Raw genomic sequence first — 16,325 nt, 5'->3', positions numbered from 1 at the left:
CACGAACGCCTCGCGCTCGCGCCGCTCGTCCTCAGAGGTCCTCACGAGTCTTCGCGAACGTCTTCTCGCTCGCCGTCTTCATGAGCCCTCATGAGTCCGCGCGAACGCCCTGACGCTCGTCGTCCTCACGCTTGTCGTCCTCACGAACGCCCCTCACGTACGCTCTTCGCGCACAGCGGAGGCCTCGGGATTCGCGAACCAACCGAACTGACGTGTTTCACCCGCGGGCGGAGGGATTCAGTGCCACGCTCCGCCGCTCGTACCGCTGGTAAGGGAGTGCCGCCCGGGTTCGTACTCGATCGGCCGGGACCGGCGCCCAGGGGCGGGGTCAGTCAGGTGAGAAAGAAGGGTCGTCCGCCGCTGTGCGGACGACAGGGGGAAGCAGGCGCGCCAGGGGGGCGCGCCCTGCCTGGAGCCGCGGGTCGACCATGGACCGCGCGGCGTCCCCGGTCACGGGCCCGAAGGGACCGCTGCCACCGCCGTTGGGCACCAGACCATCGGTGTCCAGGATCTCGCCGGCGTTGGACGATGGTGGAAGGCCAGGATCCCGCTGGCTGTTGAGGCCGTCTACGGTGAGCCCCGCCATGGCCTCGGCGTTGTCCGACGCCGAGAGGCCGCCGGAGCCGGTGAAGGCCCGATGCGCGGTCCCGGTGGTGGCCGCTCTCGTCGCCGTGGTGGCGTCCGCCCCTGTGACAGCCGCCTCTGTGGCGGCGATCCCTGAGGCGGCAGCCTCTCTGGCAGCCGCTCCCGTCGCCACAGTGGCGTCCGCCCCTGTGGCGGCCGCTCCCTTCGCCGCGGTGGCGTCCGCGGCCGCCGGAGCGGCGGTGAGCATGCCGAACAGAACAGCAAGCAGCCACCCGGCGACCGCAAGGGCGCCGATCGCGACTGCCCGCACGACGACCCGACGGGCACCGGCCGCGAACCGCGCCATCCGGACACCCGGCTCGGTGGTCACGGCCCGAGCCGGGACAGTCACGCGCGGGCGGCACACTGCACGGGGCATCGCCCTCAGCCGCTGCACCACCTCGCGCGTCACGTGCCCTCCCGAGCTCCAGAACCGGCCTCACGTCGTGAGGCCGGTCCGTGGACTCACCCCTCAACGATCCGTAACCGTAGCACCACTCAAGGTTGTCACAAGCCCTTTTCACGGGAGAACCAGAAATCCCCCAAGCCCTCATCCACCCAACCAGCCCCAACCACCCCAACCCGCCGCCGGCGGCCCCACGAAAGCCCCATCGGGAGCCCCAGGAGAGCCCATGAGACGGCCGAAAAGCCCGTCTCGGAGGGGGAACCGATTCTCGGTATGACGCACTGCTCAGAGTTTGCTAACCTTACGGAGCCGACGCGGGATGACGGTCCCGCGTGCAGGCACCAAGTCCGGGTGGCGGAATAGGCAGACGCGCTAGCTTGAGGTGCTAGTGCCCAGTGATGGGCATGGGGGTTCAAGTCCCCCCTCGGACACCATGAAGGCCCTGAGAATGTGCAGGTCACAGGCTCGGGGCTTTTTCATTTCAGCCTCCAGAACGAGCCGTGATACTCCGCTGATACTTGTGGGCCTGAGCACGAGGGTTACGCGCTCTCGACCAGGGCCGCGAACCAGTCGGCGGCCTCTCGCTGATTGCCGGGCATGACATGAGCGTAGACCCGGAGAGTGATGGCGGGGTCGGCGTGGCCGAGCCGCTCGGAGACCACCTTCACGGGCTTGCCACCCATGAGGAGGATCGTGGCGTGGGTGTGGCGGAGGTCGTGAACGCGGATGCGGGGCAGCGCCTCGCGGCCGGCCTTCTCGAACGCCCTCGCGCAGCGGCCGAGCTGGTCCTGAAAACCGCGCGAGAACCGCTCGGGGTGCCGGTGGTTGCCCTCCTGGTCGCTGAAGATGAGCGCGTCGTCCCGGGCGAGCAGTAGGGCCATCCCGCCTCGTTCGCGCTTGTACGCCTTGAGTAACGCCACGGTGGCGGAGTCGAGATCGACCACGCGGGGCTTGGCGGTCTTGGTGTCGCCCTCCTTCACGATGGCCTTCTCTCCCTTGACCCGTACGACGCCCACCGACCGGCGGACGCTGACCGTTCCGGCCTCCAGGTCGATGTGCCGCCAGCGCAGCGCGAGCAGCTCGCCGCGGCGCATGCCGGTGTGCGCCAAGAGGTGCCAGGCGACGTGCAGGTGACTGTGGTCGCGCGACCAGGCCAGGAAGTCCTTGAGTTGGGCGGCCGTCCACGGGTGCATCTCGGGCGCTTTTGCCTGCTTGGCGGTGGGCGGCTTGGCCTTGTCCGCCGGGTTCCGGGCCAGCAGGCCCGCGTCCACGGCCTCGGAGAGCGCGGCGCTCAGGATGGTGTGGACGTACCGGACGGTGCGGGCCGACAGCCCCTCGCCGGCCTTGTGGTCCTTCCGGCCCTTCTCCTCCAGGTAGCGGTAGTGCGCGGTGAGCTTCGGGCCGGTCAGGGCCGCGAGGGTCGTCCTGCCGATGTCATAGGGCTTGAGGTGGAGCCGGATGTTCTTCTTGTAGCTCGCCAGGGTGGACGATTCGAGCCTGAGCCCAGCGACCCACTCGTCGAGGTAGGCCCCGAGGGTCTGCTTGCTGGGCTGGACGAACTCGCCCTTGTCCACCTTCCCCAGAGCCTCGCGCAGGGCCTTCTGCGCGTCCGTCTGAGTCAGCCACGGCTGGTTGTTCTCGTCGCGGCGCCGCAGGACCTGCTTGGCCGACCCGTCCGGCAGCGTGGCCGTGAACTTGATGCCGTACCGCACCTGCCCCTTGGACAGCTTGTAGCTGAAGACCGACCCCTCGCCGGGGGACCTCCTGCGTTTCGGTGAGTCCTTCACGTGTCTCCTTTAGGTGTTCGGGTCCGGTGGAAGCACATCCACACGTTTGAGCTCGGTCGGGATCTCGGGAAGGTGGGTGACGCCCAACTGGCGCATGCGCTGACGCACCTGGGCCAGGTCCTGCGCGGACTTCTCCAGCAGCCGTTCGTTGGCGCTGACCACGTAGGCCAGCGTTTCCTTCTCCGCACCGGTGGCCGCTGCGGCGTCTTTCTGCTGCTCGACGAGGAGTTTCCAGGTCGCCGACCATTCCTCCAGGTAGCGACGGTGCCACCGAAAGTTCAAGACGATCGGGTCGGGACTGCGCCAGGTGTTGGGGTCCCACCCCTCTGCCTCAAGCGCCAGGTCGTCGGTGCCATCGAACCACTCCGCGGCCCGCCAGACCGGAACCTCCATGCCCGGCAGAATCTCGACCTTTTCCTGTTCTTCGAGAGGGAAGAGGAGCCTGACCGGAGCGACGTCCAGGGCTTTCGCCAGGACGATCAGCTCGGCGACGGTTATCGACTGTCGCAGTCCTTTTTCGAGCTTGGCGATCACCGATCGGTCCATCGGAAGCCCGAGTTCACCGCAGCGATCGGCGAGGGCCTGGGCGGTCATCCGCTTCCCGTCCGGGCCCGGCCGCGCTCGGAGGCGCGCTACTTGGGCTCCCACCTGCCTGGTCATGTTGCTCGTCCACTCTCTTTGTTCCACGGCGGCACGTTATGCCGCCAGAACGCGACTTGACAACCCAGAGGCTACATAGCTAGATCTTGTTCCGCAACAACCCGACTTAGAGGAAGAAACGAACATGGCGGAACACACATTGTTGTCACGGTCGGTGGTCGCCGAGAGGTGCGGCATCTCGGTCAGGACCTTGGAGCGTTGGGCGGAGCTAGGTATCGGCCCGCGCCCCATCCGGCTTGGTCCCCGGTTGATCCGCTATCGCGACGCGGAGGTTGAGGCGTGGCTGAACGGCGCGGCCGAGGGTGAGGTGCCCGCGTGAAGACCGACGAGATGAATGGGCGCCTGTTCGCCACGGTGCCGGAGGTGAGTCGTCTCTTGCGCGCCGACGACCGCACCATCAGACGGGCTATCGCGGACGGTCAGATCCCTGGAGTCCGCCTGGGCACGACTTGGCGTATCCCGGTTGCCTGGCTTCGGACGCAGGCCCTTCTTGACCCGCCGACCGACTCGGACGAGGCCGCCGTCGATGCAGCGTGACATGACGGAGGCGGGCCCGTTCGCGGCGGACCCGCCTCTCACCTCGGTACCAAGCACTGAAACCAAGATCCCCAACGTACACCGCACCCTCGCCCACGCGCTCGCCGCCGCCGCACGTGGCTGGCACGTCTTTCCGCTGCTGCCCGGCGGAAAGCGTCCACTCAGGGGGTTCACGAACTGGGAACGGGCGGCCACGACGGACCCTGACCTGATCCGCCGGTGCTGGTCGCGAGCGCCGTACAACATCGGCATCGCCTGCGGCCCGTCGGGGCTGGTCGTAGTGGACCTCGACACGCCCAAGACGGACGAACGGCCACTGCCGCCCTGGGACAGGCCCGGGGTCAACGAGGGCGCGGACGTACTGGCGCTGATCTGCCTGGAGGCCGGACAGCCGCTCCCCTTCAACACGTTCACCGTCCGCACCCGGCGCAACGGCGCGCACCTGTACTTCACCGCACCCGCCGAACTGCCTCTGGGCAACACCACCGGGCGGCTCGGCTGGCTGATCGACACCCGGGCGCAGGGCGGTTACGTCGTCGGGCCGGGCAGCTTCGTGGATCTCCCGGACGGCGTCGGCTCGTACGACGTCATCCACAACGGTCCGACGGCTTCTCTCCCGGCATGGCTGGCCGCATCGCTGACGCCGCGCGAAGTCGAGAACACGCGCAGGCCGGTGTCGGCGCGCGAGATGTTGGCCAGGCTCGGCGGGCGTTCGACGGGATACGTGTACGCCGCGCTGCGGAGCGAGGTACAGCACGTGCTCGAAGCCGTGCCCGGCGCCCGGAACCACACGCTCAACGCCGCCGCCTTCGCGCTGGGGCAGCTCGTCGCCTCCGAGCTGCTCCCGTCCGAGCTTGCCGAACAGGCGCTCATGACGGCCGCCCAGACCATCGGCTTGCCTTGGCGCGAGGCGGCCACCACCATTCGCTCTGGCCTCACCGCCGGGGCCCTGCAACCCCGGGGGATCGCATGACCGCGCCGCTTGAGGCCGACGCCATCTTGAATGACCTGGACGCTCCCGCCTCCATCGCCCACCTGCATCAGCATCTACGGGCCGTCACCTCGGGCGAAGACCCTCGGGCTTGGGAAGACCCGATCCCAGTAGACGCCATGGCGTCGCTGCCGGAGTTCCCGACCGAGGTGTTTCCCGAGCCCATCGCGGCGATGGTGCTCGGGGTGGCCGCCGAGATGCAGGTCCCGTCGGACATGCCCGGCTGTCTGGTCCTGGCCGCGTTGGCCACCGGCGCAGGCGGGCGTGCGGAGGTGCATGTCCGAGGTCAGTGGCGCGAGCCGCTCAATCTGTACACCGCGGTTGCGGCGGCGCCTGGTATGGGGAAGTCTCCGGTCTTCAACGCGGTCATGGCGCCGGTCTTCGCAGCCGAGTCTCGGCTCCAGGATCGGGTGCGGCCGAAGATCAAGGAACTGGAGGCCGAGCAGCGCCGCGCCAAGGCGCGTGCGGAGGCCGCCCGGCGCAGAAGCAAGTCGCCGGAGGAAGAAGAGGCCGCGGCGGACGCTCTGCAACTGGCCGAGGAGATCGAGATTCCCATCCTGCCGAGGCTGTACGTGGACGACATCACCCCCGAGACAGGCACGACGGTGCTCGCCGAGCAGGGCGGGCGCATGGCGGTCCTGTCGTCCGAAGGCGCCTTCCTGGAGAACATCATGGGCCGATACAGCAGTGGAAAGCCCAACCTCGAACTCGCTTTGAAGGGGCATGCCGGCGACCGGCTCCGCGTTGACCGACGCGCCCGCGCAGAGTCCGTTGAGCGCCCCGCTCTTACTGTGGGCGTCTGCATCCAGCCACAGATGTTGGAGGACTTGTCCGGGTCCAAGCAGATGCACGGCAGGGGCGCTCTCGCGCGGGTGTTGTTCTGCCTGCCTCCCGACCTGGTGGGGCATCGAAACGTTCGCCACGAGGCGAATCTCGACGAGGACGTGCTCCGCACGTACATGGACCTCATGACGAATCTGATCGTAGACCTGGCGGACGTGGACGAGATGGTGACGATCGAGCTTTCACCCGAGGCTGTGGAGGCTCACCTCCGCTTCAGGGAGGAGATCGAGCCTCGTCTTCGCCGGGGCACGGGAGACCTGGAGTCGCTGCGCGAATGGGCGAGCAAGCTGGGCGGACACACCATCCGACTGGCGGGCCTGCTGCACCTGGCCGAGCACACCATGGACGGCCTTCAAAAGCCGATCAGCGCGGACACCATGCGCAAGGCCATCAGACTCGCCAGGTACTTCACGGACCACGCCATGGCCGCCTTCGGCATCATGCGGGCAAATCCGCTCCTGGACCCCGCGCGAGCGGTACTCGCCTGGATCCGCAAGGCGTCACACACGGAGGTCACCGTCCGGCAGGTCCAGCGCGGGTTCCAGAAGCGGTTTGGCACCTCCGAGGACGTCGCCCGCGTGCTCTCCCTCCTGGAGGAGTACGGATATCTCCGATTCATCGAGGCGGCCTCAACGGGCGGGCGCAAGTCCCTCCGATATGCGGTCAATCCCCAGATATTCGGTGACACGGTGACAGAAGCCTCCTAGAGGCGTGCTGACCTGGGCTGATGAATGTCATCGACAGGGGTGACAAAGGTGGTGACGGTGGGCATCCCGAGATGACAAAACCGTGGTCGCCGAATGTCATCCAGCCCGGATGACATTCGTTCGCCCAGGTCAGCATTGCTCCCCTCGGCCCGCGTCATCCGATTGTCATCCCGGCAGATGACACCGTTGGCGCAGGTCGAAGGGCACGTAACCCCTTCTGTCACCGCTTCCTGTCCGGGAGGACGTCGGTCCCTGTAGACCTGGGCAGGCGCTAAGCCGAGAAATCCTGTAGGTATCGGCCCGTGACGACCACTCAGCTTTCCGATCGGCCCACCATGAGCGTGGCCGAAGCAGCCGCTGTCCTCGGGCTCCACCGCGATGCCGCCTATGATGCGGTGCGCCGCGGGGATCTGCCCTCCATCCGTATCGGGCGGAAGATCCTCATTCCCACGGCCAAGCTCGCCTCGATGCTCGGCCTCCCGTACGCCTCGGAGGAGGCCACCGAATGACCGGTGCCCAGGCCACCACCATCACGGCCGCCGAACGCGCCCTCGCTGCTCTCCTGGCCGAGTGGGGCGTGCCCGACCCCGGCCGTCGAGCCGCCGACGCCGTCAGCATGGTCATGCGTCACGGCCTGCGCCCCACCGCTGCCCGGTCGGCAATTCCCACGCGCAAGCTCCGTGGCGTACCCGACGCCACCATCGCCAGACGAGGCGCCGAGCACGCCCGCAAGCTGCTGGCCGCCCGGCCCAAAGGGAATGCGTGATGGGGCGCCCCACCAAGCTCACTCCAGACCTCCAGGATCAGCTCTGCCGGCATCTGGAGGCCGGCCACTTCCTGGGCACGGCCGCCGAGCTGTGCGGCCTGGGCCGCTCGACCCTTCACCGCTGGATGGCGCAAGGCGAGGAGGAAGACGCGCCCACCGAGTTGAGGGCGTTTCGCGAGGCAGTTACGCGCGCGCGTGCGAAGGCCGCCGACGTCCTGATCGCCGCCGCGTTGGCGGACGCCGTCGGCGGTGTGCTCGTCCGGGAGGCTGAGCGGCCGGACGGTACGCGAGAACGCGCTTGGAGCCAGCCGAACGGGCGGATCGCCCTGGATCTCCTCGCGCGGATGTTCCCTGACGATTGGCGGCCGGTGAAGGCGATCGAGGTGTCCGGCCCTCAAGGTGGCCCCGTCAACCTGACCCACAATGAGGCCGTCATCGAGAACATCCGCGCCCGAGTCGCCAAGTCAAGGGCGCGACGCCAGGCCGAGGCCGCGAGGGAAGGTCTACGAGAGCCGACGCCCTGAGATCGATCCACCGCTTCAGGGCCCATGCAGCCGTCTGACCTGCCGATACGACGTTAACGAAAAAACTGTCTAGCTTCCCTCCTCCATCATGGAGAGGAAGCAGGACAACATGGATCAGCCCCCCACCTCCTGGGCGCTCCCTGAATGCACCCGACCCGTAGGGCACCACCGCATGAGCGGATCCGGCGCCGAACTGCCGACAGGGCGGGACGAGATCGTGCGCATCACCGAGAACGTCTATGAGAGCGCCCCTCGGGGAAGCGTAGGCCCTGGGGCAGATGGGCGGAGGCTGCTCTTTCCGAAGGGCGCGGTGCTCCACCACGCGCGGCTCCGCGCCTTGGCGACGGGAAGGGAGAACCTGACCGGGATACATTCCACAGGCTCCACGGCAGGTGATCGCCAGGCCAAGGGCAGGGGGCCGGAGACCAAGGCGTGAGGTCGATGTCGGCTGTCCAGCCAGCCACTGAGCGTGTTTGTCGCCACAGGGGAGAGCATCTACTGGGGGTTTCGGGACTTTCGGGAGCCGCTACGCGCGCGGGCGCGCGAAGCCGCTGCCGATCACCTATGGCCTGCAACGCAGGTCACAGGAATTTCGGCCTCCGGTGTGACCGCCGACGGGCGCAGGGTCGCGGGGCATGGGGCGGTAGGCCGACCATATCCACGTATGGGGTGACCAGGCCGGTGAGGATGCACTGGACCTGCTCAGCGTTGACGGGCCGCGCACCCAGCTCGCCGCCAGGCACCGCTCGATCTTCCACGACCCTCCCGCCGACGCATCGAGATGAGCCGGCGATTTCTGCTCAGGCGTGCGGCAGACAAATGGCGAGACAATCCGATGCGCGGTGTGGGGCTCTGAGACCGTCAGGCAGGGGCGCGAACGCCAGGCTTGACTAGATCACCTAGGGCGGCTTTCGCGCGCTCCTGCCGAGCCTCCAAGCGCCTGAGAAGACGAGCAGAGGACCTCAGCACGGCGCCAGGCCGGCCAGCAGCCGGTGCCACCATCGTGACTCGCCTGGTGGTTGGGATTGACTCCCCGCATAGCCATGTAGGACGCCCTAGAGCAGTCGCGTCGGATGGGTTGACGCCTACGCCCAGTCGTAGTCCCCTCATGGTGAATGTTCTCGAATTCTTCTCCACCGGAGGCAGGCATGAGGGTCACGTTTCTCGGTACGACCTCGCAGAACGGCGGCTCGCCCACACTGTGGGCCACTGACCGGGGCAGCCTCGTGGTACGCGGCTACCGCGTCACCGACTCTCAGGCCCTCGCCGAACTCGGGGAGGTTCCTGCCGGGGAGGCCGACATCGAGATCCCACTGGAGTTGCTGAGGTTCTACCAGGCCCCGACCACCAACGACGCCGCCACGACCGCAACGGCCGACGAAGGCTCCGGTGAGGGGCGTTGACCCTGGTTTCCGGCGACGCGTTCGGTGACCTGTTCAGGTCGTTCGAGCACACCGCGTTCCGGCTGGAGCCGAGGGAGCGTTACAACTCCCCCGGCGAGCATGAGCCGATCCGCAAGTTCCTCGCCGGCGAGCCCGACGACCTGGCGTGGAATCGGCCGTGGCTCGATCTCATGGCCGAACACGCAGCCAAGGGCAAGTTCGTCCACCGCGTACGGGTCGTCTCCGTCCCGCTGTCGGACTACTCCCGCTTCGGCCTGTGGTGCGCGCAGTTCGCCATCCAGGCCGGCGAGGACATCCGCTACCTGGACCGGGCGCAGGCGGCCGGTCTGCCGGAGCTCGACTATTGGCTGTTCGACTCCAAGTGGGCCGCCCGGCTGAAGTTCGATGAGGATGACGTCCTGCTCGGCGCCGAGATCGTCACCGACCCGGCCACTGTGGTCGAGCTGGCGGCGGCTCGTGACGACGCCTGGCACCGGGCCGTCACCCGCGATCAGTTTCTCGCCGACCTGGCACGGGAGTTGGACGGCTGAGTAGAAAAGGGGGCGTGACCAGCGTCCAGCAAGCCCGAGAGGCGCTCGGCAGCAAGCTGCGCAGCCTGCGCGCGTCCACCGGCCTGACCGGCCGTGAACTCGCCGAGCGTCTCTCCTGGCCTGCCTCGAAGATCTCGAAGCTAGAGACGGGGAAGCAGACCCCCACCGAGGCCGACGTCACGGACTGGGTCGGCGCGACGACCGGCGACGAGCAGGACAGCGCCTCGGTGCTGGCCATGCTGCGCACGATGGAGTCGGCGCACGCGGAGTGGCAGCGACTCCTAAGCGGGGGCACCCGCCACCATCAGGGCACCTGGGCCGACATGGAGCGGCGCGCCACTCGTCTTCGGGTCTTCGAGCCCGCCTTCGTTCCCGGGCTGCTCCAGACGGCTGGGTATGCCCGTCACCGGCTTGCCCAGGCCATCACCGTGTTCGGCATCACGAACGACATCGACGACGCCGTACGCGCCCGGCTGGCCCGGCAGGACATCCTCTACGACCCGCGCAAGCGCTTCCACTTCGTGATCACCGAGGCCGTTCTCCGATACCGGCTGTGCCCGCCGGAGCTGATGCTGCCCCAGCTCGATCGGCTGGTGGCCGCCTCGACGCTGCCCAACGTACGCCTCGGCGTCATCCCGTTCGGCACGCCGTTCGTCATCGCCCCCGGGTGCGGCTTCTGGATCTTCGATGACCACCAGGTGCTCGTGGAGATCTTCTCGGCCGAGCTGACGTTGACCCAGGCCCAGGAGATCGACCTGCACGAGAAGGTCTTCGGCGCGATGGCCTCCGTCGCGGCCTACGGCGCCAGTGCCCGCGCGGTCATCACCCAGGTGATGGAGGAGCTGCGCTCGGCGCTGCCCGACGACGATGGCGAAAGTGCCGCGACAGCGTAGCTCGATGTTTCGCCTCGTCGCCGCCGGCTGGTCAGATTCGAGAAATCTCTAGAACTTTCCTCGTCGTTCTCTTCGCCTCCGTGTCACGCTGACAGCGCCATCGACGGTCCTGACCTGGAGATTGTCGTGAGTTCAGCGTTCGTTCCGCTCCTGCCCAAGGAGGCCGTGGCCGCGCTCCCGCAGCGGGCACGTGAGGTCGTCGAGTACCGGAAGTCGGGGCTGTCCCTCAACCACGTGCAGGGCTGCCCACTCGGCTGCGCTTACTGCATCCGGCACACCTACGGGCTGTGGGACGCTGATCGGCCGCGGGCGTTGATGAGCGACGGCGAGGCGGTCGAGCAGCTCGTCAGCCATCGGTACTTCCGGCCGCACGACACCCCGTTGCAGGTGTTCAACCGGGCCACCGACCCATTCCTGCCGGGCGTGCGGGACCACCTGTTCGCGGTGCTGGAGGATCTCGACCGGCGCGGGCTCACGAACCCCGTGCTGGTGATCACCCGCGGTCACGTGGGCGTCCGCGACTGCGAGCGGCTCAACTCGTTGGCGAACGTCAAGGTGACGCTGCTGTTCACGTACTCGGGGATCGACGACAAGCGGATCGAGCCGCATCCCTCTGGGACGGCCGTGCGGTCCATGCGGCTGGCCACGACGTACGCGCCGCGCCGCTACCGGACGATCTTCTACTGGCGTCCCCTGGTGCCCGGCCTGAACGACACCGCGGCCCACCTGGCGCGGGCCGTACGTCTGTCCAGGTGGGCCGACGCCACCGTGTTCACGGGCTTGTTCTACCGGGACGAGATCGCGGACTACTACCGCGCCAACGGCCTGCCTGAACCCTACGAGGAGACCGCCCGCCGCAAGATCGTCCCTGAGACGCTGGAGGAACGCATCCTTACGGCGTTCGCGCGCCGGCAATCGGACGCGCCGCCGCTGTTCCGCAAGACCTCGTGCGCCGTGTCGTACGCCCACGGCCTGCCGGACTACAACGGGCACTATGGCATCGACGAGCTCTGCGACATCTGCCCCGTCGCTCAGCTCGACCGGTGCGCTCAGGCGCACCGCGTGCCGAGCGCGCTCCAGCTTCTGGAGGCCGCCGGCGCCTTGCCCGAAGCCACCAGCATGCGCGTCATCGAGGTGACGGAGCGGGCGGCGGAGGTCGAGGGGCTGCCGTCCGAGCAGCCGCGTTATTACCTCCAACACCAGCTCGGTTTCCAGGTCCACGACGCCGCGCATCCTCATCGCCGACGACGGCACGGCCGGGCCGCGATCGGATGGGAGAGCTCCAATGGCTGACATCGACAGGCAGGCGTGGACGGCGTTCCGCTACGCCGTCGCGGACGTCGAAGGCAACGGGCAACAACCTCCTGACCTGGTCGAGCTGGCCATCGTCCCGATCGACCAGGGCACGCTAGGAGAACCGCTCACGTGGCTGGTGAAGCCGCCGAGGCCGATCACACCGCTCGCCTGCCGCATCCACGGCATCTCCAACCAGCAGGTGGCATCCGCCCCGCCGGCTGCCGAGTACGCCCCGGACATCATGGCGGCCTTCGGCGGCGCCATCTTCGTGGCGCACAACGCGCACGTGGACCTCAGCGTGCTGGCCCGGGAACTGCCCGGGTTCCAGCCCTCCCTGGTCATCGACACCCTCAAGCTGGCCCGCCGCCTCCTGCCGGGCCGCCCCTCGTACAAGCTCGGCGTGCTCGCGGAGGAACTGAAGCTCGCCACCGGCCTGCCCGCCGGCCTGGCACCTCACCGCGCGGCCTACGACGCCCTCGTCTGCGCCCGTCTCCTCGCGCACCTCGCCACCGGCGCGGAACCGCTGCCGCTGGCCGCCCTGCTGACCGACCCGACAACCTCCCGCGAAGGATCGACCGATGACGCAGCTCCGACCCTTTTCTGACCACCGACGCGGCCTGTTCATCAGCATCGACGGCCCCTCCGGCGCCGGAAAGTCGACCATCGTCGCGCACCTGTCGCAGCTCCTGGTGGCCGATGGCGAGCACGTCCACACCACCGCCGAACCCTCCAACGGAGTGCTCGGCAAGATCGCCCGCGAGATGACCGAGACCGTCACCGGCCCCGCGCTGGCGTGCCTGTACGCCGCCGACCGCTACCACCACCTGGAAACCGAGATCAAACCCCACCTGGACGCCGGCGAGATCGTGCTCTGCGACCGATATGTACCGTCCGCGTTGGTGATGCAGCGCTTCGACGGGGTGGACCCGGCATTCCTGTGGGCCCTGAACTCCCTCGCCGACCGGCCGGACCTGGCGGTGGTCCTCGAAGGCGCACCCGAGGTGATCGCCGCGCGACTGGCGGAACGAGGGGCGCACAACCGGTTCCAGCTCACCCCCAGATCCAGCCACGCCGAGGCCCACTTCTACCGGCAGGCGTGCGACCGGCTCATCCAGGCCGGATACGACGTCCTGCGCGTCGATATCGGCGCGGACCACGCTCACCAGATCGCGGTCACGATCAGGAACCGGCTCGCGAACTTCTTCGCCGTACGCGACGACCACCCGCCGAAGACGGCCGCGTGGTGACACCTGCTCTGCCCCCTCGACGAACAAGTGAGACCCAGATGACCGACATCCCGCTCACGCCGCCACCCGGCGCCAGTTTCAACCCGGCCGAGGCTGTTCCCGCCCGCACCTACGCCGCGCTGCGTGGGGCGGACAAGGAGGCGTTCGCTTCCGACCGGGAAGCCGTGGACGAGCTCAAGAGGGCGATCCACGACAAGGTGGACGAGGTGGCCCAGGAGAACGCCGCCGCTCTGGTCCGCGTCGTCCGCCACCTCGCGCGCCGAGGCTACACCCAGTTCGCCGACCTGGGCTGCGGCAAGCCTGTGCAGGGCATGGACGCCCTCGGGCTGCCGGACTTGTACGACGCTGCCGCCGGCATCAAGCCGGACGTCAAGTGGCTGGCCCTGGACTCTGACCAGGTGGTCGTGACGACCTGCCGCGCGCTGCTGCGCGGCCCCGGCGTCAGCGTGGTGCAGCAGGACCTACGACAGAGCGCCAAGGTCCTCGACGCCATGAGCGCTCACCTGTGGCTGGGCAAGCCGGTCGTAGTCATCCTGGGCGCGGTGCTGCACTTCCTGACCGACGAGCAGTGCACCGACCTCAGATTCGCCCTGCGGGCCCGCCTGGCTCCCCGCAGCGTGGTCGTGGGGACCCACGTGACCGGGGACGGCATGGACCCGCAGGCAGTCGAGCGAGGCAGAGCCGCCTACGCCGAGCTGCACGGCGGTGTGCCGATCTACGTCCGCAGCGAGCGCCAGGTGCTGGATCTGGTGCGCGACTTCGCCATCAAGGACCCGGGTGTCGTCCGCACGATCGACTTCATGCCGGAGGAAGGCGGACGTACTCCCCTGCGTGACGCGCCGCACTTCCTCATGGTGATGGCCGAGCGCAAGGACAAATGACCGTGGCATGGCAGCGGCCAGTCACCGCGCGGCGCACCCTCGCGCGCCGTACTGCCATGCCGCGTGCGTGCGGCCCGGTGTCGTCTTCCCCGCCGCATCGCACCGGTCGCAGGCTGGGCGTCCGCTCGCCAGTGATTGACGCCCAGCCTGCGCCATCAGCTCAAGCAGTTCGGAAGCATCCCACGCCGGTGCCCGCTTCACCACGGCGGCGGCCGATCGGGGCCGCCACGCTGCTGTTACTGCTCACCCGCCCTCGCAGAGCACAGTCGGACCCGGGTGGAGAGGAGACCATGGCCAGAGCCCGCCAGCCCCAGACGGCCGAGCCGGAGCAGGACGAACCCGCCTTCGCGTGGGTGCCGTACAAGCCGATCGGCAACCTGCTGCGGGTCTCGCACACCTCGTGCTGCGGCCGGTTCGAGTGGGCGGCCGAGGGCGGCCAGTTCTTCGTGCTCCGCTCCGCCAGCGGTGGCGGCTACGAGGAGACCGGTCGCGGGCGTTATCGGCAGGCCATGGACGTCTACATCGCTCTGGCCGAGGGGCACCGCGACGAGCATCTGCGTCGTGGGGAGGCCGCAGAGCCCGACACCTTCCTGAAGGGAAGCAGGCGGCGCGGCTGACCCCCAGTAGGCCACGTCAGCAGCCACCATCGACCCGTTGCCCATCACGACCACGAAGAGGGGACTCACCCTGTGACCACTGACAACGACGTCCAAGACGTCGCCGCGCTACGTGACGCCATGGTGCACGAGCTCCGTGAGCAGGGCGCGATCCAGTCCGAGCCCGTGGCGGCGGCCTTCGCCGCCGTGCCGCGCCACCTGTTCACGCCGGGCGAGTCGCTAGAGGTCGCCTACGGCGTGGACAACGCGCCGATCGTCAAGCGCGACGACAACGGCCTGACCCTCAGCTCCGTATCGGCCCCGCATCTCCAGGCCGTCATGCTGGAAGCGGCTGAGATCAAGCCCGGCATGCGCGTGTGCGAGGTCGGCAGCGGCGGCTACAACGCCGCGCTGATGGCCGAACTCGTCGGCGACAGCGGGCGCGTCACCACGGTGGACATCGACCCCGACATCGTCGAGCGCGCCGGCGCCTTCCTGCACGAGGCCGGCTACGACCACGTGCACGTGATGCTGGCCGACGCGGAGCGGGGCGTCCCCGAGGCTGCCCCGTTCGACAGGATCATCGTCACGGCCGGGAGCTGGGACATCCCGCCCGCCTGGATCGAGCAGCTCGGCGACGACGGCCGCATCGTCGTTCCGCTGCGGATGAAGGGGACGACCCGCTGGATCGCGTTCGACCGGGACGACGCGGGGGGCCTGGTCAGCCGTGACTACGGGTTGTGCGTCTTCGTGCCGTTCCAGGGAACCGGGTCCCACACCGAGCGGACGGTCACGATCGAGGACGGGGTGGTGCTGCGCTGGGATGACGAGGACCTCAAGGTCGATAGGGACGCGTTGCGCCGGGCGCTGCACCTGCCGAGGCTCGAACGCTGGTCCGGCGCGGTGTTCGACATGCCCGACGAGCAGGCACTGTTCCTGCTCACCAACGACCCGGACATGGCGCTGCTGCACGCCGACCAGGAGGCCATCGACCGCGATCTGGTCGCCCGCCCGGCCCTCAGGGGCGTCCCCGTTCTGATCAACGGGGACAGCTTCGCCTACCGCGCGGCGCGACCGAACGAGGACATGAGCAGCGGATACGAGAGCGGCGTCTACGCTCACGGCCCCTCGGCTGGAACCCTCGCCGCCCGGTACGCGGAGCTGCTGCGCCAGTGGGCGGACAAGTACCACCGGCGCGGCCCCGCCTCCATCCGGTACCTCCCCAAGACCACCACCCCACCGGCACCCTCGGCCGGCGTCCTGTCGAAGCGGCACGGAACCGTCGTCGTCACCTGGCCCTAGACCACCGGTGCCCTCGGGAGGTCAAACGACCTGCCCGGGGGCACCGGGGAACCCCAACCGCCCCAACGAAGGAGGCACCGTCATGACCGCCCGCACTTCCGGAGGCGCGGCAGCACTCGCGTCACCCGCCCCCGATCAGACCAGCCATGGCTGGGACGCCGAGTGGCTCGCCGACCTGGACGTGACCATCGTCGAGTCCGGCGTGGCCGCCGAGCAGCTCATCCGCATGACCGACGACGGCTGCAACTCGACCTGCGGGACCGCATGCGTGAGCTGCGGCACGTAGGCGCTCCGCCGAGATCCGACGCCTGAACCGAGCGCCCGACCGGCCA

General features: G+C 68.6%; 20 protein-coding genes and 1 tRNA gene. 18 read left to right on the top strand and 3 right to left on the bottom strand.

Features of this window, described 5'->3' with window-relative positions; genetic code table 11:
* Positions 1-328 precede the first annotated feature (328 nt).
* The gene (locus tag IO39_RS02755) at positions 329-955 is read right to left on the bottom strand and encodes a hypothetical protein (protein ID WP_245641777.1); all 627 of its coding nucleotides are present in this window, start codon (positions 953-955) and stop codon (positions 329-331) included.
* 420 nt (positions 956-1,375) lie between these two features.
* Between IO39_RS02755 and IO39_RS02750 the strand changes: the two genes are divergently transcribed.
* A tRNA-Leu gene (locus IO39_RS02750) sits at positions 1,376-1,464 on the top strand.
* 105 nt (positions 1,465-1,569) lie between these two features.
* Here the strand turns inward: IO39_RS02750 and IO39_RS02745 are convergent.
* Positions 1,570-2,817 (bottom strand): tyrosine-type recombinase/integrase, encoded by a 1,248-nt coding sequence (locus tag IO39_RS02745; protein WP_043615261.1) that lies wholly within the window; start codon positions 2,815-2,817, stop codon positions 1,570-1,572.
* A gap of 9 nt (positions 2,818-2,826) precedes the next feature.
* A complete protein-coding gene (locus IO39_RS50195) occupies positions 2,827-3,411 on the bottom strand; it encodes a helix-turn-helix domain-containing protein (RefSeq protein ID WP_052422372.1) in 585 nt (194 codons plus the stop codon).
* Positions 3,412-3,601: 190 nt separating this feature from the next.
* Between IO39_RS50195 and IO39_RS02735 the strand changes: the two genes are divergently transcribed.
* The 17 genes from IO39_RS02735 (at position 3,602) to IO39_RS02655 (ending at position 16,279) form a co-directional block, all read left to right on the top strand.
* Complete coding sequence (locus tag IO39_RS02735; RefSeq protein ID WP_043615260.1) at positions 3,602-3,796, top strand: helix-turn-helix transcriptional regulator; 195 nt, start codon at positions 3,602-3,604, stop codon at positions 3,794-3,796.
* Positions 3,793-4,014: a helix-turn-helix domain-containing protein gene (locus IO39_RS02730; RefSeq protein ID WP_043615258.1), complete on the top strand. Its 222-nt coding sequence runs from the start codon at positions 3,793-3,795 to the stop codon at positions 4,012-4,014. The genes IO39_RS02735 and IO39_RS02730 overlap by 4 nt, the downstream gene beginning before the upstream one ends.
* Before the next feature lies 1 nt (position 4,015).
* Positions 4,016-4,987 carry a bifunctional DNA primase/polymerase gene (locus IO39_RS02725; protein ID WP_084772136.1) on the top strand — a complete coding sequence of 324 codons (972 nt, stop codon included), beginning with the start codon at positions 4,016-4,018 and terminating at the stop codon, positions 4,985-4,987.
* The gene (locus tag IO39_RS02720) at positions 4,984-6,555 is read left to right on the top strand and encodes a YfjI family protein (RefSeq protein WP_052422371.1); all 1,572 of its coding nucleotides are present in this window, start codon (positions 4,984-4,986) and stop codon (positions 6,553-6,555) included. Before IO39_RS02725 ends, IO39_RS02720 begins: the two co-directional genes overlap by 4 nt.
* A gap of 302 nt (positions 6,556-6,857) precedes the next feature.
* Positions 6,858-7,064 (top strand): helix-turn-helix domain-containing protein, encoded by a 207-nt coding sequence (locus IO39_RS52190; RefSeq protein WP_043615256.1) that lies wholly within the window; start codon positions 6,858-6,860, stop codon positions 7,062-7,064.
* Complete coding sequence (locus IO39_RS02710; protein WP_043615255.1) at positions 7,061-7,321, top strand: hypothetical protein; 261 nt, start codon at positions 7,061-7,063, stop codon at positions 7,319-7,321. Before IO39_RS52190 ends, IO39_RS02710 begins: the two co-directional genes overlap by 4 nt.
* Entirely contained in the window at positions 7,321-7,845 is a 525-nt protein-coding gene (locus IO39_RS50190) for a helix-turn-helix domain-containing protein (protein WP_052422370.1), read from the top strand. Before IO39_RS02710 ends, IO39_RS50190 begins: the two co-directional genes overlap by 1 nt.
* 1,148 nt (positions 7,846-8,993) lie before the next feature.
* Entirely contained in the window at positions 8,994-9,248 is a 255-nt protein-coding gene (locus IO39_RS02700) for a hypothetical protein (RefSeq protein WP_052422369.1), read from the top strand.
* Positions 9,245-9,778, top strand: a complete 534-nt coding sequence (locus IO39_RS02695) for a DUF6879 family protein (protein ID WP_043615253.1) — start codon at positions 9,245-9,247, stop codon at positions 9,776-9,778. Before IO39_RS02700 ends, IO39_RS02695 begins: the two co-directional genes overlap by 4 nt.
* Before the next feature lie 14 nt (positions 9,779-9,792).
* Positions 9,793-10,671 carry a helix-turn-helix domain-containing protein gene (locus IO39_RS02690; RefSeq protein WP_211266872.1) on the top strand — a complete coding sequence of 293 codons (879 nt, stop codon included), beginning with the start codon at positions 9,793-9,795 and terminating at the stop codon, positions 10,669-10,671.
* A gap of 126 nt (positions 10,672-10,797) precedes the next feature.
* On the top strand, positions 10,798-11,964 hold the full coding sequence (locus tag IO39_RS02685) for a radical SAM family protein (protein ID WP_043615249.1): 1,167 nt from the start codon (positions 10,798-10,800) through the stop codon (positions 11,962-11,964).
* On the top strand, positions 11,957-12,571 hold the full coding sequence (locus IO39_RS50185; RefSeq protein WP_052422368.1) for a 3'-5' exonuclease: 615 nt from the start codon (positions 11,957-11,959) through the stop codon (positions 12,569-12,571). The genes IO39_RS02685 and IO39_RS50185 overlap by 8 nt, the downstream gene beginning before the upstream one ends.
* On the top strand, positions 12,546-13,214 hold the full coding sequence (tmk, locus tag IO39_RS02675; protein WP_043615247.1) for a dTMP kinase: 669 nt from the start codon (positions 12,546-12,548) through the stop codon (positions 13,212-13,214). The genes IO39_RS50185 and tmk overlap by 26 nt, the downstream gene beginning before the upstream one ends.
* A gap of 38 nt (positions 13,215-13,252) precedes the next feature.
* Complete coding sequence (locus IO39_RS02670) at positions 13,253-14,095, top strand: SAM-dependent methyltransferase (RefSeq protein WP_043615244.1); 843 nt, start codon at positions 13,253-13,255, stop codon at positions 14,093-14,095.
* 290 nt (positions 14,096-14,385) lie between these two features.
* Positions 14,386-14,712: a hypothetical protein gene (locus IO39_RS02665; protein ID WP_043615241.1), complete on the top strand. Its 327-nt coding sequence runs from the start codon at positions 14,386-14,388 to the stop codon at positions 14,710-14,712.
* A gap of 72 nt (positions 14,713-14,784) precedes the next feature.
* Entirely contained in the window at positions 14,785-15,993 is a 1,209-nt protein-coding gene (fxlM, locus tag IO39_RS02660; protein ID WP_043615238.1) for a methyltransferase, FxLD system, read from the top strand.
* Between the two features lie 82 nt (positions 15,994-16,075).
* Positions 16,076-16,279 (top strand): FxLD family lanthipeptide, encoded by a 204-nt coding sequence (locus IO39_RS02655; RefSeq protein WP_043615234.1) that lies wholly within the window; start codon positions 16,076-16,078, stop codon positions 16,277-16,279.
* The last annotated feature ends 46 nt before the right edge of the window (positions 16,280-16,325 follow it).

The sequence above is a fragment of the Nonomuraea candida genome (assembly GCF_000725485.1).
GTDB classification, from domain to species: Bacteria; Actinomycetota; Actinomycetes; order Streptosporangiales; family Streptosporangiaceae; genus Nonomuraea; species Nonomuraea candida.
The sequence above is the reverse complement of the archived record's forward strand: the minus strand, read 5'-3'. Positions and strand labels throughout refer to the sequence as shown.

Coding starts and splice junctions, on each gene's coding strand:
- IO39_RS50195 (WP_052422372.1), bottom strand. CDS start 3,411: ATGACCGCCCAGGCCCTCGCCGATCGCTGCGGTGAACTCGGGCTTCCG.
- IO39_RS02735 (WP_043615260.1), top strand. CDS start 3,602: ATGGCGGAACACACATTGTTGTCACGGTCGGTGGTCGCCGAGAGGTGC.
- IO39_RS02725 (WP_084772136.1), top strand. CDS start 4,016: ATGACGGAGGCGGGCCCGTTCGCGGCGGACCCGCCTCTCACCTCGGTA.
- IO39_RS02720 (WP_052422371.1), top strand. CDS start 4,984: ATGACCGCGCCGCTTGAGGCCGACGCCATCTTGAATGACCTGGACGCT.
- IO39_RS02710 (WP_043615255.1), top strand. CDS start 7,061: ATGACCGGTGCCCAGGCCACCACCATCACGGCCGCCGAACGCGCCCTC.
- IO39_RS50190 (WP_052422370.1), top strand. CDS start 7,321: ATGGGGCGCCCCACCAAGCTCACTCCAGACCTCCAGGATCAGCTCTGC.
- IO39_RS02700 (WP_052422369.1), top strand. CDS start 8,994: ATGAGGGTCACGTTTCTCGGTACGACCTCGCAGAACGGCGGCTCGCCC.
- IO39_RS50185 (WP_052422368.1), top strand. CDS start 11,957: ATGGCTGACATCGACAGGCAGGCGTGGACGGCGTTCCGCTACGCCGTC.
- tmk (WP_043615247.1), top strand. CDS start 12,546: ATGACGCAGCTCCGACCCTTTTCTGACCACCGACGCGGCCTGTTCATC.
- IO39_RS02670 (WP_043615244.1), top strand. CDS start 13,253: ATGACCGACATCCCGCTCACGCCGCCACCCGGCGCCAGTTTCAACCCG.
- IO39_RS02665 (WP_043615241.1), top strand. CDS start 14,386: ATGGCCAGAGCCCGCCAGCCCCAGACGGCCGAGCCGGAGCAGGACGAA.
- IO39_RS02655 (WP_043615234.1), top strand. CDS start 16,076: ATGACCGCCCGCACTTCCGGAGGCGCGGCAGCACTCGCGTCACCCGCC.